This is a genomic window from Caballeronia sp. GAFFF1, assembly GCF_023630705.1.
Taxonomy (GTDB): Bacteria; Pseudomonadota; Gammaproteobacteria; order Burkholderiales; family Burkholderiaceae; genus Caballeronia.
Window position 1 is genome coordinate 195,623 of sequence record NZ_JALQEM010000018.1, and the last position, 13,397, is coordinate 209,019.

The 13,397-nt window shown below is 64.0% G+C and carries 16 protein-coding genes; 2 read left to right on the forward strand and 14 right to left on the reverse strand.

Going from position 1 to position 13,397, the window contains the following annotated elements:
- Positions 1-80: 80 nt before the first annotated feature.
- The 10 genes from rpoE to NCR37_RS09305 form a co-directional block, all read right to left on the reverse strand.
- Complete coding sequence (rpoE, locus tag NCR37_RS09260; RefSeq protein WP_159836660.1) at positions 81-680, reverse strand: RNA polymerase sigma factor RpoE; 600 nt, start codon at positions 678-680, stop codon at positions 81-83.
- A 95-nt stretch (positions 681-775) separates the two neighbouring features.
- Complete coding sequence (locus NCR37_RS09265) at positions 776-1,249, reverse strand: protein YgfX (protein WP_250472728.1); 474 nt, start codon at positions 1,247-1,249, stop codon at positions 776-778.
- Between the two features lie 20 nt (positions 1,250-1,269).
- Positions 1,270-2,508, reverse strand: coding sequence for a beta-ketoacyl-ACP synthase II (gene fabF, locus NCR37_RS09270; protein WP_250472729.1), 1,239 nt, complete (start codon positions 2,506-2,508; stop codon positions 1,270-1,272).
- A 146-nt stretch (positions 2,509-2,654) separates the two neighbouring features.
- Complete coding sequence (gene acpP / locus NCR37_RS09275) at positions 2,655-2,894, reverse strand: acyl carrier protein (RefSeq protein ID WP_004197638.1); 240 nt, start codon at positions 2,892-2,894, stop codon at positions 2,655-2,657.
- A gap of 239 nt (positions 2,895-3,133) precedes the next feature.
- Entirely contained in the window at positions 3,134-3,874 is a 741-nt protein-coding gene (gene fabG / locus NCR37_RS09280) for a 3-oxoacyl-ACP reductase FabG (protein ID WP_250472730.1), read from the reverse strand.
- Positions 3,875-3,885: 11 nt separating this feature from the next.
- Positions 3,886-4,818, reverse strand: a complete 933-nt coding sequence (gene fabD / locus NCR37_RS09285) for an ACP S-malonyltransferase (RefSeq protein ID WP_250472731.1) — start codon at positions 4,816-4,818, stop codon at positions 3,886-3,888.
- Between the two features lie 133 nt (positions 4,819-4,951).
- Entirely contained in the window at positions 4,952-5,941 is a 990-nt protein-coding gene (locus tag NCR37_RS09290; RefSeq protein ID WP_250472732.1) for a beta-ketoacyl-ACP synthase III, read from the reverse strand.
- A complete protein-coding gene (plsX, locus tag NCR37_RS09295; RefSeq protein WP_250472733.1) occupies positions 5,941-7,101 on the reverse strand; it encodes a phosphate acyltransferase PlsX in 1,161 nt (386 codons plus the stop codon). The genes NCR37_RS09290 and plsX overlap by 1 nt, the downstream gene beginning before the upstream one ends.
- Positions 7,102-7,240: 139 nt before the next feature.
- Complete coding sequence (gene rpmF, locus NCR37_RS09300; RefSeq protein WP_159836666.1) at positions 7,241-7,420, reverse strand: 50S ribosomal protein L32; 180 nt, start codon at positions 7,418-7,420, stop codon at positions 7,241-7,243.
- Between the two features lie 133 nt (positions 7,421-7,553).
- A complete protein-coding gene (locus NCR37_RS09305) occupies positions 7,554-8,171 on the reverse strand; it encodes a DUF177 domain-containing protein (RefSeq protein WP_250472734.1) in 618 nt (205 codons plus the stop codon).
- A gap of 304 nt (positions 8,172-8,475) precedes the next feature.
- Between NCR37_RS09305 and NCR37_RS09310 the strand changes: the two genes are divergently transcribed.
- Together NCR37_RS09310 and NCR37_RS09315 are read left to right on the forward strand one after the other, a co-directional pair.
- Complete coding sequence (locus NCR37_RS09310; protein WP_250472735.1) at positions 8,476-9,087, forward strand: Maf-like protein; 612 nt, start codon at positions 8,476-8,478, stop codon at positions 9,085-9,087.
- Positions 9,084-9,803: an SAM-dependent methyltransferase gene (locus NCR37_RS09315; RefSeq protein ID WP_250472736.1), complete on the forward strand. Its 720-nt coding sequence runs from the start codon at positions 9,084-9,086 to the stop codon at positions 9,801-9,803. Before NCR37_RS09310 ends, NCR37_RS09315 begins: the two co-directional genes overlap by 4 nt.
- A 13-nt stretch (positions 9,804-9,816) precedes the next feature.
- Here NCR37_RS09315 and NCR37_RS09320 read toward each other — a convergent pair whose 3' ends face one another.
- The 4 genes from NCR37_RS09320 to NCR37_RS09335 are packed head-to-tail and all read right to left on the reverse strand — an operon-like array spanning position 9,817 to position 12,872.
- Positions 9,817-10,785: a S49 family peptidase gene (locus tag NCR37_RS09320; protein WP_250472737.1), complete on the reverse strand. Its 969-nt coding sequence runs from the start codon at positions 10,783-10,785 to the stop codon at positions 9,817-9,819.
- A gap of 48 nt (positions 10,786-10,833) precedes the next feature.
- Positions 10,834-11,220 (reverse strand): Rieske (2Fe-2S) protein, encoded by a 387-nt coding sequence (locus NCR37_RS09325; RefSeq protein WP_250472738.1) that lies wholly within the window; start codon positions 11,218-11,220, stop codon positions 10,834-10,836.
- Positions 11,217-11,876: an HAD-IA family hydrolase gene (locus NCR37_RS09330; RefSeq protein ID WP_250472739.1), complete on the reverse strand. Its 660-nt coding sequence runs from the start codon at positions 11,874-11,876 to the stop codon at positions 11,217-11,219. Before NCR37_RS09330 ends, NCR37_RS09325 begins: the two co-directional genes overlap by 4 nt.
- The gene (locus NCR37_RS09335) at positions 11,877-12,872 is read right to left on the reverse strand and encodes an RluA family pseudouridine synthase (protein ID WP_250472740.1); all 996 of its coding nucleotides are present in this window, start codon (positions 12,870-12,872) and stop codon (positions 11,877-11,879) included. It lies immediately after the preceding gene.
- Positions 12,873-13,397 lie beyond the last annotated feature (525 nt).

Consider the following 13,397-nt stretch of genomic DNA (forward strand, 5'->3'; position numbering starts at 1 on the left):
GCTCCCCAATCCTTCGAAACCAGCCGTAGTGACACCACCTAACCCAGATATCGCGTCCCTGTCCCGAAGTTTTAGCCGTCTTACCAGCGTTTGCCTTCGGGTGTGTCCAACAACGGACGCAATTTTGCCGCAATGGCTTCCCGAGCACGGAAAATTCTCGATCTGACGGTGCCGATCGGGCAGTCCATCATCTCCGCGATTTCCTCGTAACTCAATCCTTCGATTTCCCGGAGCGTGATGGCAGTGCGCAATTCCTCGGGCAGCAGCGCCATCGCAGCATTGACCGTTTGAGCGATCTGCTTGCTCATCAACATCGACTCGGGCGTGTTGATATCCCTTAGTTGGTCGGCGTCGGAGAAAGTTTCCGCTTCTTCCGCATCTGCTTCGGTAGAAGTGGGAGCGCGGCGTCCCTGCGTCGCGAGGTAGTTTTTCGCCGTGTTGACGGCAATGCGGTACAGCCAGGTGTAGAACGCCGATTCGCCGCGAAACTGCGGCAGCGCGCGGTAGGCCTTGATGAAGGCGTCCTGGGCGACGTCCTCGACTTCTGCGGGATCGCGCACGAGGCGCGAGATCAGTCGAATGATCTTGCGGTGGTATTTGGCGACCAGCAGTTCGAACGCGGCTTTGTCGCCCTTTTGCACGCGTTCGACCAGTACTTGGTCGATTTCTTTTTCGCTCACCTGGGAATCCGTTTGACTTGGGGCTGTTGCGCGGACGGGTATTGTAGCGTCACGGACTTCGCGTTATCCCGGATGCTCATCGACCGTTACAGTCGTTACAGGTAGGCGCTCGCCGCGCGGCGGGCGCGGACGACAAGCTGGCGGAAGGTGTCGGAATCGATGGAATCCGCTGCCACGAGAAGCGCCCGCGGCCTGCCTTTCTCCGATGACAACGTAAGCGCAACGACCACGCCCCATTGCGCGCAGCCGACGATGCGCCGGTAGTGCGCCTCGCCCGCTCGGTTCCACACCGTGAGGCCGTCCGCGTGCAGGGCGATGGCGGCCGGTTGGCGCAGCGTCCAACGCACGCCCGCGCGCGCGAGGAACGCTAGACACGCGAGCGCGGCCACGGTCGCGTGAAGCGGCCCGAATTGCGCAAGGACCGCCCGGAAGACGGCCGCGTCCGCCAGAACGACAAAACCGATGAGCGCCCCGAGCAGAAGACGCGAAGGCCGCATGGGGATGCGCGGCGGTGTGCCCGCTTCCCCATGCGGCCGATTCACATGCGCGCCCGTCATCGTGTCCCCCATCTCGACGAGCGCGCCGTGCTTTAGTGACGCTTGAAGACGAGCGAGCCGTTCGTGCCGCCGAAGCCGAACGAGTTCTTCACCGCCACGTCGATCTTCATTTCCCGCGCCGTGTTCGCGCAGTAATCCAGGTCGCACTGCGGGTCCTGATTGAAGATGTTGATGGTCGGCGGCGAGATTTGATGATGCACGGCCAGCACGGTGAACACCGACTCCAGCCCGCCCGCGCCGCCGAGCAGATGCCCGGTCATGGACTTCGTGGAGTTCACGACGACGCTTTTCGCGTGATCGCCGAGCGCCCGCTTGATGCCGATGGTTTCCGCGATGTCGCCAAGCGGCGTGGACGTGCCGTGCGCGTTCACGTAGTTGACCTGGTCCGCATTGACCTTCGCGTTCTTCAGCGCGTTGATCATCGCGCGGCGGCCGCCGTCGCCGTCTTCGGGCGGCGCGGTCATGTGGTAAGCGTCGCCGCTCATGCCGTAGCCGAGCACTTCCGCGTAGATCTTCGCGCCGCGCGCTTTGGCATGCTCGTATTCTTCGAGCACCATGACGCCCGCGCCTTCGCCGAGCACGAAGCCGTCGCGGTCCGTGTCCCACGGGCGGCTGGCCGTCGCGGGGTCGTCGTTGCGCTGCGAAAGCGCGCGCGCCGCCGCGAAGCCGCCGATGCCGAGCGGGGAAACCGTCGCTTCCGCGCCGCCCGCGACCATCACGTCGGCGTCGCCGTATTCGATGAGACGCGACGCTTCACCGATGCAGTGCAGGCCGGTGGTGCACGCCGTAACCATCGACAGATTCGGGCCCTTCAGGCCGAAGCGGATCGACAGATGGCCGGAAATCATGTTGATGATCGACGCGGGCACGAAGAACGGCGAAATGCGGCGCGGACCGCGATTGAGCAGCTCGGTTTGGGTGACTTCGATCATCGGCAGCCCGCCGATGCCCGAGCCGACCACGACGCCCACGCGCTCCGCGTTTTCGTCGGTAATCGTAAGGCCGCTGTCCTGCATTGCCTGAACGCCTGCCGCGAAGCCGTAATGGATAAAGGTATCCATGTGGCGCGCTTCCTTGGCGGGCATGTAGTCTTCGATGTTGAAGCCCTTCACCTCGCCCGCGAAACGCGTGGAGAAGTTCGCGGCGTCGAACTTCGTGATGTTGGCGATGCCCGACTTGCCCGCCACCAGATTGGCCCAGCCGTCGGCAACGGTATTGCCGACAGGCGAAACGAGCCCAAGGCCTGTAACAACAACTCGACGACGGCTCACGTTAACCCCTTATCCATAGAATGACGAAAAGCAAAAGCCACAGCGGCCACAGGAAACCGCCCTGTGTGCCCTGTGGCTGTTAAATCGGTCTTTGCAGCGACGATGCTTCAAGCTCGAAGAGCGACGGGTCGCTGGCGCGTCCGGCCTTAGGCCTTGACGTTGGCGCGAGCGTAGTCGATCGCTTGCTGAACCGTGGTGATCTTCTCGGCTTCTTCATCGGGGATTTCCATGCCGAACTCGTCTTCCAGCGCCATCACCAGTTCCACCGTGTCGAGCGAGTCAGCGCCCAGATCGTTCACGAACGACGCTTCGTTCTTGATTTCGGCTTCCGCCACGCCCAGTTGTTCGGCGACGATCTTCTTCACGCGCTGTTCGATGTTGTCCATGCAGCCCTCCGAGGGAATAAAAGTTCAAGAATACGAGTGCGCGCATTTTATCAGGTTTGTACCCGCAAAATACGGCGCGTCAGTTCCGTGCTTCGCCGCCTGCTGCGCTTCATCAAGGCGCTGGCAGACGGCCCGCATCGTTCGTTGCTGCCGCGCTGTACGGGGCGCGCATGCCGGTAAGAGCATTTTGCGCGCCCGTCTGCCGCGCGGATATTAAGCGATATTCGGCGAAATGCCTATTACATGTACATGCCGCCGTTCACGTGCAGCGTCGTGCCCGTGATGTAACCGGCAAACGGCGACGCCAGGAACGCCACCGAATGGGCGATGTCTTCCGGACTGCCCAGCCGTCCGAGCGGAATCTGCGCGGTCAGCGCGGTGCGCTGCTCTTCCGGCAGCACCTTCGTCATGTCGGTGTCGATAAAACCCGGAGCAATGCAGTTCACGGTAATGCCGCGGCTGCCGATCTCGCGCGCCAGCGCCCGCGTCATCCCCGCGACGCCGGCTTTGGCCGCCGCGTAGTTCGCCTGACCGGGATTGCCCGACGAGCCCACCACCGACGTGATGTTGATGATGCGGCCGCCGCGCGCCTTCATCATCGGGCGCAGAACGGCGCGCGACAGGCGGAACACCGCGCGCAGGTTCGTGTCGATGACGGCGTCGAATTCGTCATCCTTCATGCGCATCGCGAGCTGATCTTTCGTGATGCCCGCGTTGTTCACGAGCACGTTGAGGCCGCCGAACTCCTTCACCGTGGCATCGATGAACGCGTCGGCCGCTGCGGCGTCGTTCACGTTCAGCACCGCGCCGCGGCCCTTGCCGCCCGCCTGCGCCAGCGCTTCGCTGATGCCCGCCGCGCCGCTTTCGCTCGTGGCCGTGCCGATGACCGTCGCGCCCTGACGAGCCAGTTCCAGCGCAATGGCTCGACCGATGCCGCGCGACGCGCCCGTGACGATAGCTACCTGATTGTCCAAGTTCATGTCGTTGCCTCTTATCCAGCGATCAGTTTGCGCGTTTCCTCGAGCGAGGCGGGATCGAACACGGCGCCGCCGACAAGATTGCCGTCGATGCGCTTGGTCAGACCCGCGAGCACCTTGCCCGGACCGCATTCGAACACATGCGTGACGCCTTCGCGCGCCATTGCCTGCACGCACTCCACCCAGCGCACCGGACCCGCGGCCTGACGCACGAGCGCGTCCTTGATCGCGGCGGGGTCGGAGACCTGCGCGACGTCGATGTTATTGATCAGCGGAATGCGCGGCGGCTCGATGCGGACGTTCGCGAGATAGTCGCGCAGTTGGTCCGATGCGGGCTTCAGCAACGACGAATGGAACGGCGCGGAAACCGGCAGGGGCAACGCGCGCTTCGCGCCTTTCGCCTTCGCCACTTCGCACGCCTTTTCGACAGCCGCCTTGGCGCCCGCGATCACCACTTGCGACGGCGCATTGAAGTTCACCGCTTCCACGACGCCCGCCGACGCGCTCTCGGCGCACACCGCGCGCACGGTGTCGTCGTCGAGGCCGAGAATCGCCGCCATGCCGCCCTCGCCGACCGGCACCGCGCTTTGCATTGCCTGCGCGCGAAAGCGCACGAGCGGCACGGCATCCGCGAAAGCGAGCGCGCCGGCCGCCACCAGCGCCGTGTACTCGCCGAGGCTGTGGCCCGCGACCAGCGCGGGCGCGAGGCCGGTTTCCTTTTCCCATACGCGGTAGATGGCGTACGCCGCCGTGAGCATGACGGGCTGCGTGTTCGTCGTCAGATTGAGGTCTTCGGCCGGGCCTTCGGCGATCAGCTTGGCGAGATCCTGCCCGAGCGCATCCGATGCCTGTTGCACCGTCTCGCGCACCACGGCGTGATCGGCGAATGCGTTGAGCATGCCGATCGATTGCGAGCCTTGGCCCGGGAAAACGAACGCAAATTTCATATCGTCCTCGTTGGATTGGAATGATCTGCGTAGGCGTCGAGGGCGCGCGCGGCGTCGCCGGTTGCGCACCCGGCGCGCAGCTTCATCGACAGCGGATCAGTTGCAGATTAATGGAGGGAGACGGATGAAAGAATCAGTAGCGGAAAACCGACGCGCCCCACGTGAAGCCGCCGCCGACGCCTTCGATCAGCACGTTCTGTCCGCGCTTGATGCGGCCGTCGCGCACCGCGACGTCGAGCGCGAGCGGAATCGACGCCGCCGAGGTATTGCCGTGGTCGCCGACCGTCACCACCATGCGCTCCTGCGGCAAGTGCAGCTTGCGGCAGGTGCTCTGCATGATGCGGATGTTCGCCTGATGCGGAATGAGCCAGTCGATTTCCTGCGGCGTGAGGTGCGCCTTCTGGAGCGCTTCGATCGCGACCTTTTCGAGCACGTTGACGGCGAGCTTGAACACCGCCTGGCCGTCCATGTGCAGGAACGCGCTGCCGCTCACGACGCCGCCGTTCACGTTGCCCGGCGTGCAGAGAATGTCGGCGTAGCTGCCGTCCGCGTGGAGCGCGCTCGCGAGCACGCCCGGTTCTTCCGACGCCTGCAGCACCACTGCGCCGGCGCCGTCGCCGAACAGCACGCAGGTCGTGCGGTCCTTGAAGTCGAGAATGCGCGAGAACGTCTCCGCGCCGACGACCAGCGCCGTGCGATGCATGCCGCTGCGAATGAAGCTGTCCGCCGTCGCCATGCCGTACGCGAAGCCCGAGCACACGGCCTGCACGTCGAACGCCGCGCCGTTGTTCTTGATGCCCAGCTTGTTCTGCAAGAGGCACGCGGTGCTCGGAAACACGAAGTCGGGCGTCGACGTAGCGACGATGATGAGGTCGATCGACTGCGGATCGATGCCCGCCGCCGCGATGGCCTTTTGCGAAGCGATGAGCGCGAGATCGCTCGTGGTCTGATCGGGAGCCGCGAAGTGCCGCGCGTGGATGCCCGTGCGCGCGACGATCCATTCGTCGCTCGTCTCGACGCCTTGCTGCGAGAGACGGTCCGCCAATGCCTGATTCGAGATGCGCTCGGACGGCAGATAGCTGCCAGTGCCGAGCACGCGAGCGTAGAGATTGGATTGAGCCATTATGCCTTCGTGTGTTGCGCGGTGCCGGACGCGTCCGGCGGGTTAGGCGAGGGGTTAGGCGAGGAATTCGGCTGAAGCGCGAGCGCGTCGGCGGACGCATCGGCAGCCGGTGCGCTCGTGCCCGCCTCTGGCGCGGACGGCGCGGACGGCGCGGACAACGCATTTTCCTCCATCGCGCGCACGAGGCGTTCGAGCACGCCATTTTTGACGGCATCATACCCGCGTTTGATCGCCCACTCAAAGCCGTACGCTTCCGCGGAGCCGTGACTTTTGATCACGAGCCCGCGCAGCCCGAGGAGCGCCGCGCCGTTATATTGCGCCGGATCGACGCGCTTTCTGAACCGCTTGAGCACGGGCATGGCGACGAGCGCCATCAGTTTGCTCGAAAGCGAGCGCGTGAACTCTTCCTTGATCATGTCGGAGAGCATCTTGGCGAGCCCTTCCGACGTTTTCAGCGCCACATTGCCGACAAAGCCGTCGCACACGACCACGTCGGTCGTGCCTTTGTAGATGTCGTTGCCTTCCACGTTGCCGTAGAAGTTGAGCGTGCTCGCGCGCAGCAATTCGCCCGCGCGCTTGATCGTTTCGTTGCCCTTGATGACTTCTTCGCCGATGTTGAGCAGCCCGATGGTCGGCCGCTCGCGCCCTTCGATCGCGGACACGAGCGCGTGGCCCATTTCGGCGAACTGCAACAGATGTTCGGGCTCGCAATCGACGTTCGCGCCCAGATCCAGCACGGTCGTATAGCCCTTCTGGCTCGGCATGGCGAAGGCGATGGCCGGCCGCTCGATGCCTGCGAGCGTTTTCAGCACATAGCGCGACACCGCCATGAGCGCGCCCGTATTCCCTGCGGAAATACAGGTCTGCGCCTCGCCTTCCTTCACGAGGTTGAGCGCCACGCGCATCGACGAATCTTTTTTCTTGCGCAGCGCGACTTCGACCGGGTCGTCCATGGCGACGACTTCGGTTGCTGGAACGACGGTCAGACGCGACTCGTCGAGCGCCTTCGACTTTTTCAGCTGGGCGCGGATCGCCTGTTCGATGCCGACGAGCATCAGGTGCGCGTCGGGATGCGAGCGCACGAAATTGACAGCGGCGGGAACGGTCACGGCCGGACCGTGGTCGCCTCCCATGCAGTCAATGGTTATCTTTACGGTCATGGAAAGCGACGAATTTCAGGCACAAAAAAGCGGCAGTGAAATGCCGCCTTCTTGTCGTACCGGGAAAGTGTCAACAGCGTGCCAGGCGCGAGCCACCGCAAGACGGCGATGCGCACGCGGCAAAGCGCAGAACGAACGCTTAGTCGTTCTTCGTCTTGACGACTTTCTTGCCACGATAGTAGCCGTTCGGGCTCACGTGGTGACGCAGGTGCGCTTCACCCGTGCTCGGTTCGACAGCCAGCGGCGCCGTCGGGAGGAAGTCGTGGGAACGGTGCATGCCGCGCTTGGACGGCGACTTCTTGTTTTGCTGAACTGCCATGATTACTCCAGAAAAATTTTGCGAATTCTAACACAGGGCGGCCTGTCTCCGCGTTCGCGGAAAACTCCGGCCGTCCCGGCCCACCGCTCGAAGCGGGAGATTGCGTGCGGCGAAGATTCGCCGCACCGCGCCATCAATGCTTCTTGCCGTCCGAACCGCTCGTCTTGAGCTTTTCCAGAACGGCAAACGGATTCGGTTTCTCGGCTTCCTCGCCGCCTTCGTCGGCCTCGTCCTCCGCGCTGCCTGCGAGCAGGCTTTCATGCACTTCCGGACAGACGCTGTGCTTCGGCACGAGCGGCAAGGAAAGCAACAACTCTTCTTCGATCAAGTCGATGAGATCGAACTGGCGCGAGCCGACGATCACTTCGATTTCATCTTCGTCGAGCGGATACTCGTCTGCTTCTTCCTCCGTCGCGACGATCCGATACGTCGCGTCGACGTCGAGATGTTGCGAATACGGCGAAAGACAGCGCTGGCACGTGAGCCACACCGAACCGTGCACCGCGAGGCGCAGATACGGCTGCGGCGCTTCCGTGCCGTCGTCCTGCAATTCCGGCTGGGTCGAGCCCTCGCCCTGCCACGTGAAGACGGTGTCGTCCTCTGGCGCGTCCGCCGGTACTTCGGCTAACATGCGCGGCATTTGCGTCGTACGCAACGCGCCCGCTGCCTGCCGTTTGTTCTCGGCGAAGTCGTAAAGGTCGAGCGCGCGCAGATCAGCGAGGCTCGCAGGTTTGCCAGGATTCTGAGTCATGCGCGCTCCTGCCTTATGCCGGGTTGTTCGTTCTTTCATCGGCCGATGCAGCGCTTTCCGTGCTTGCTTGGATACAAGCGGCCGGTGATCCGTGCGCTCAGTATGCACTGCCCGCCGGCTTAGAGCACGCCGGGCACGCGTTGATTTGCGTTGCCGTAGCTCGGTGCTCGCGGCCTCGCCACGCGCCAATGCCGTGGCAGCCGATGAAAAGCCCAAAATCATATAGGCTTTATTCTTTCGAGTCAAATAGTTAAGGCCGCGAACGCGGTCTGTGGCTTATCCACCCATTTCACCGGTTTTGAATATGTCGATTCCTCAAGCGCCGCGCCTCGTGCTGGCGTCCAGTTCGCCGTATCGGCGCGAGTTGCTGCAACGCCTGCGCATTCCGTTCGACGTCGTTTCGCCCGATATCGACGAAACCCCGCTCGAAGGCGAAACGCCCGAAGCCACCGCCGTGCGGCTTTCGATCGCGAAGGCGCGCGCCGCTGCGCAGCGCATGAAGGACGCGGCGGGCGCGCTCGTGATCGGCTCGGATCAGGTCGCGACCTTCGATGGCCGTCAACTCGGCAAGCCTGGCACGCACGACAACGCCGTCGCACAGCTTCGGTCGATGCGTGGCCGCAGCGTCGAATTCCACTCTGCACTCGCCCTCTTCGACACGCGCACGGGCGACGTGCAATCCGCCGATATCGTCACGCGCGTGCGCTTTCGCGATTATTCCGACGCCGAAATCGAAGCGTATCTGCGCGCTGAAACGCCCTACGACTGCGCGGGAAGCGCGAAATCCGAGGGGCTGGGCATCGCGCTCCTGGACGCGATCGACTCGGATGACCCGACGGCGCTCATCGGCCTGCCGCTCATCGCGTTGACGAAGATGCTGCGCGCGGCCGGCTTCCCGGTTCTGGGGGCAGCATGAGCGGCGTTCTCTATTTGATTCCGAATACGCTCGGCGAAGGCGACGCCGCCGCGCTCGCGTCCGTGCTTCCCGAGCCGGTGCGCGCACAGGCTGCGGCGCTCGGTTACTACATCGGCGAAAACGCGAAAACCACGCGGGCGTTTCTGAAGAAAGTCGGCACCCAACGGCCGATTCAGGAAATCGAGATACGCGAGCTGAACGTGAACACGCCGCGCGCCGAAATCGACCGGCTCCTTGCGCCGATTCTCGCGGGCGCCGACGCCGGCCTCGTGTCCGAAGCAGGCTGCCCCGCCGTCGCCGATCCAGGCGCGCTGCTGGTGCGGCGAGCGCACGAGCGCGGCGTGAAAGTGGTGCCGTTCGTCGGTCCGAGTTCGATCCTGCTCGCGCTGATGGCCTCGGGCATGAACGGCCAGAGTTTTGCGTTCAACGGCTATCTGCCGGTGGATGCAGCGGAACGCGGCAAGCGCCTGCGCGAGCTCGAACAGTTGTCGCGCAAGGCGAATCAGACGCAGATTTTCATCGAGACTCCGTACCGCAACCGCGCGATGCTCGACACGCTCGTCGCGGCCTGCGCGCCCTCGACGCTGATTTGCGTGGCCGTCGATCTGACGCTGCCGGGCGAAAAAATCGTCACGCGCACGGCGGCGGACTGGAAGAAAGAAACCGCGCCGGACCTGCACAAGCGCCCGGCTATTTTTCTGCTGCTCGCGTCGTAAAAAGCGTTCCGAATCAGCGCAACTGCACCTTGCCGCCGAGCGTCAGCGCGCGCACGGCGGCATCGCCCACGGAAGCGCCGAAGCGCCGCACCACGCGCTCGCTGATGCTTTCCTTCTGCGTGTAATCGACGATATCCGGCTGCTTGATGATCTCGCGCGCCACGTAATTCGCGTCGCCGAAGCCGTCCGCGAGACCGAGCTGAACGCTCTTCTCGCCCGTCCAGAACATGCCGGAGAAGAGATCCGGATCGTCCTTCAGGCGCTTGCCGCGGCCCTGCTTCACGGCGTCGATGAACTGCGTGTGAATCTCGTCGAGCATGGCTTGCGCGTGCGCGGTCATCTGCGGCGTTTCGGGCGAGAACGGATCGAACGCGCCCTTGTTCGCGCCGGACGTGTGCATGCGGCGCTGGATGCCGAGCTTGTCCATCAGGCCCGTGAAGCCGAAGCCGTCCATCAGCACGCCGATCGACCCGACGATGCTCGCGCGATCCACGTAAATGCGGTCTGCCGCCGCCGCGACGTAATAGCCGCCCGACGCGCACATGTCGTCGACGACCACGTACAGCGGCGTCTTCGGATACTTCGCGCGCAGCCGGCGAATCTCGCGATTGATGATGCCCGCCTGCACCGGACTGCCGCCCGGACTGTTGATGCGCAGGATCACGCCCGCCGTGCCGTCGTCTTCGAACGCGCTTTCGAGCGCGCCGTCGATGTTGTCGGCGCTCGCGTCGCCGTTCGCGGAGATTTCGCCCTGGAGGTCGATCAGCGCCGTGTGCTTGCCGGATTTGGCGACGTGATCGCCGGTGAAATCGAACACGCCCCACGCAATCAGCGCGAGCACCGCGAGAAAGACGAAGCGGAAAAAGATGCGCCAGCGGCGCGCCGCGCGTTGCTCGCGAATGGCGGCAAGCGCGACGCGTTCCAGCGCGTCGCGCTCCCAGTTGTCGTTGCCGCGTGGGTTGGGCGAAAGGTTATCGGACATGCGTGGTCTTCCGGGCGTGCAGCCGCGTCAAAGAATGGAAAAGGGAAATCAGGCGGGGCGAAGCGCGTCGTCGGGCAGCCAGAACACTGCGCGGCCTTCCGGCGTCTCGCGTTCCTCGACCGCCAGAGGCCGAAGCCGCGCGCCGCGGCACGGGCCGCCGACGCATTTGCCGGTGTCCGGCTCGTAGATCGCGCCGTGCGTCGCGCACATCAAGTATAGGCCCGAGCTTTCGAAGAACTGGCCCTCGGCCCAGTCCAGTTCCATCGGCACGTGCGCGCAGCGGTTCAGATAGCCGTACGGCTTGCCGTCGTATCGGACGAAGAAAACGACCGCCTCGCCGCTTGCCTCCTGCGCGCCAAGCCGCACGCCCGCGCCGCCATCGACCAGTTCCTCCGACGCGCAGACGCGCACCGCTTCTCGTGTCGGCTCGGTCATGCGTGCTCCCGCAGCCAGCCGGCCAGCGACGCGACGCTATCCGCGCAGAAACGGGGCTGCAACGCGGTGAGCGAAGCCGCCGGATGCGCGCCGTACGCGACGCCCACGCCCGCCGCGCCCGCGTTGATCGCCATTTGCAGGTCGTGCGTGGTGTCGCCGATCATCAGCGTGCGGGAAAGGTCCTGCCCCAATTCGCGCGTGAGTTCGTGGAGCATCGCCGGATGCGGCTTCGAGAAGGTTTCGTCGGCGCAGCGCGTGCCGTCGAAAAGGCTCGTCAAGCGCGACTGATCCAGCGCCCGGTTCAGCCCGACGCGGCTCTTGCCCGTCGCCACCGCCAGAAAATAGCCTTCGTCGCGCAGTTCCTGCAGCAGTTCGCGCACGCCGGCGAAGAGCTCGGTTTGCTGGCCCATCGTCAGGAAATGGAAGCGATACCGCTCGGCGAGGCGCGGATAGTCCTTCGTGTCGAGCGTCGGCGCGCAGATTTGCAGCGCGTCTTTCAGGCCCAGGCCGATCACGTAGCTCGCGGATTCGTCCGCGGGCACGGGCAGGCCGAGATCGCGGCACGCGGCCTGAATGCTCCGCGTGATATGGACGGTCGAATCCATGAGCGTGCCGTCCCAGTCGAAAACGATCAGATCGAATTGCTGCCGCGCCATTTATGTCTCTCGGTTTTTGAGTTGTTCGATGAAGCGCTTGCACTCGGCGGGCAGCGGCGCTTCGAACTGCAGCGGCGCGCCCGTCGCGGGATGCGTAATTTTTAGCCGATACGCGTGCAAAAACATGCGCTTGAGCGAAGGCATCGCGCTCGGCCGCGCGAGTTCCTTGTTCAGCGCGAAGTCGCCGTACTTCGCGTCGCCCGCAATCGGCAGGCCGATGCTTTGCATATGCACGCGAATCTGGTGCGTGCGGCCGGTCTTGAGTTCCGCTTCGACCCACGCGTAATCCGGCCAGCGTTCGATGAGATTGAAGACCGTATGCGACGCCAGCCCGTTTTCCTGAACGCGCACGCGCCGCTCGCCGTCCGCCGCCACGTATTTGTGCAGCGGCGCCTTCACGATACGCCGCCGGCCCCAGTCGCTCGGCCAGTCGCCGTGTCCGAGCGCGTAATAGCGCTTGTCGACGCGGTTTTCGCGAATCTGCTCATGCAGATTGACGAGCGCCGCGCGCTTTTTGGCAAGCATGAGCACGCCGGACGTTTCCCGGTCCAGCCGATGCACCAGTTCCAGAAACTTCGCGGTCGGCCGCGCATTGCGCATTTGCTCGATGACGCCGAACGCCACGCCGCTGCCGCCGTGCACCGCGACGCCCGACGGCTTGTCGATGACGATCAGGTGCTCGTCCTCGAAAAGAATCGGGAATTCGGCGGCGGGCGCATTCGACGACACGGGCGCTTCGTCGGCCTGCGCGATGCGAATGGGCGGCACGCGCACGAGATCGCCCAGCTCCAGCCGATACGCGGCGTCGATGCGGCCCTTGTTCACGCGCACTTCGCCGCTGCGGAGAATCCGGTAAATATGGCTCTTGGGCACGCCCTTGCAGACGCGGAGAAGGAAGTTGTCGATGCGCTGTCCGGCAGCGGTTTCATCGACTTCGATCATCGACGTGCGCTCGCTCGCAACTTGTTTATGGGATGTTTTGCCTAACTCATTCATTCTGAATATAATTTGCGAGCAGCCTGAAAAGGCCGGACTCGACTCAGTTACCCATGAGGAGCTACGGCGCGATTCATTAGACTGTACAGGTGCAAGCGATAAACCGTTATTTTACTTGCGCCCAGGGCCGGTTGCTCGCCCGGAAAATCGAGCAACGAGTTGCACGCACGGCGATATCACCGGCAGGGACGGAGCCCACAGGCGCGTTCGGTCGGGTCGATCGCCGATCGGTAACGGATTTTTGGTCAAAAAGAATTTCATCGGCGAGAACTGATGGCATCCGGGCGTTTAACCGGCTGCCTGCCCGATTCCGCCCTGCCATCGAGCAAGGGGCGAAGACGGCACATCGGGGCTCGCCGATTTGCGAACAACGGCGACGCATCTCGCTGCTGCGCTGATTCCTGCGAAGCGCGAGACGCAAAAAAACGCCGCAACGAGGCGAGACACGGCAAGCAGGCGGGAGCACGTAGCCCGCGGCTGCCGGCGCGGCACGTCCGCGAAGACGAAGATCGGTAACGAAGCATC

What these genes read in the sequence shown, in the direction of transcription:
- NCR37_RS09310 (WP_250472735.1), top strand. Translation starts at nt 8,476, where the DNA reads ATGTCGATTCCTCAAGCGCCGCGCCTCGTGCTGGCGTCCAGTTCGCCG.
- fabD (WP_250472731.1), bottom strand. Translation starts at nt 4,818, where the DNA reads ATGAAATTTGCGTTCGTTTTCCCGGGCCAAGGCTCGCAATCGATCGGC.
- NCR37_RS09290 (WP_250472732.1), bottom strand. Translation starts at nt 5,941, where the DNA reads ATGGCTCAATCCAATCTCTACGCTCGCGTGCTCGGCACTGGCAGCTAT.
- NCR37_RS09330 (WP_250472739.1), bottom strand. Translation starts at nt 11,876, where the DNA reads ATGGCGCGGCAGCAATTCGATCTGATCGTTTTCGACTGGGACGGCACG.
- NCR37_RS09335 (WP_250472740.1), bottom strand. Translation starts at nt 12,872, where the DNA reads ATGAATGAGTTAGGCAAAACATCCCATAAACAAGTTGCGAGCGAGCGC.
- NCR37_RS09265 (WP_250472728.1), bottom strand. Translation starts at nt 1,249, where the DNA reads ATGGGGGACACGATGACGGGCGCGCATGTGAATCGGCCGCATGGGGAA.
- NCR37_RS09320 (WP_250472737.1), bottom strand. Translation starts at nt 10,785, where the DNA reads ATGTCCGATAACCTTTCGCCCAACCCACGCGGCAACGACAACTGGGAG.
- plsX (WP_250472733.1), bottom strand. Translation starts at nt 7,101, where the DNA reads ATGACCGTAAAGATAACCATTGACTGCATGGGAGGCGACCACGGTCCG.
- NCR37_RS09315 (WP_250472736.1), top strand. Translation starts at nt 9,084, where the DNA reads ATGAGCGGCGTTCTCTATTTGATTCCGAATACGCTCGGCGAAGGCGAC.
- NCR37_RS09325 (WP_250472738.1), bottom strand. Translation starts at nt 11,220, where the DNA reads ATGACCGAGCCGACACGAGAAGCGGTGCGCGTCTGCGCGTCGGAGGAA.
- NCR37_RS09305 (WP_250472734.1), bottom strand. Translation starts at nt 8,171, where the DNA reads ATGACTCAGAATCCTGGCAAACCTGCGAGCCTCGCTGATCTGCGCGCG.
- rpmF (WP_159836666.1), bottom strand. Translation starts at nt 7,420, where the DNA reads ATGGCAGTTCAGCAAAACAAGAAGTCGCCGTCCAAGCGCGGCATGCAC.
- acpP (WP_004197638.1), bottom strand. Translation starts at nt 2,894, where the DNA reads ATGGACAACATCGAACAGCGCGTGAAGAAGATCGTCGCCGAACAACTG.
- fabG (WP_250472730.1), bottom strand. Translation starts at nt 3,874, where the DNA reads ATGAACTTGGACAATCAGGTAGCTATCGTCACGGGCGCGTCGCGCGGC.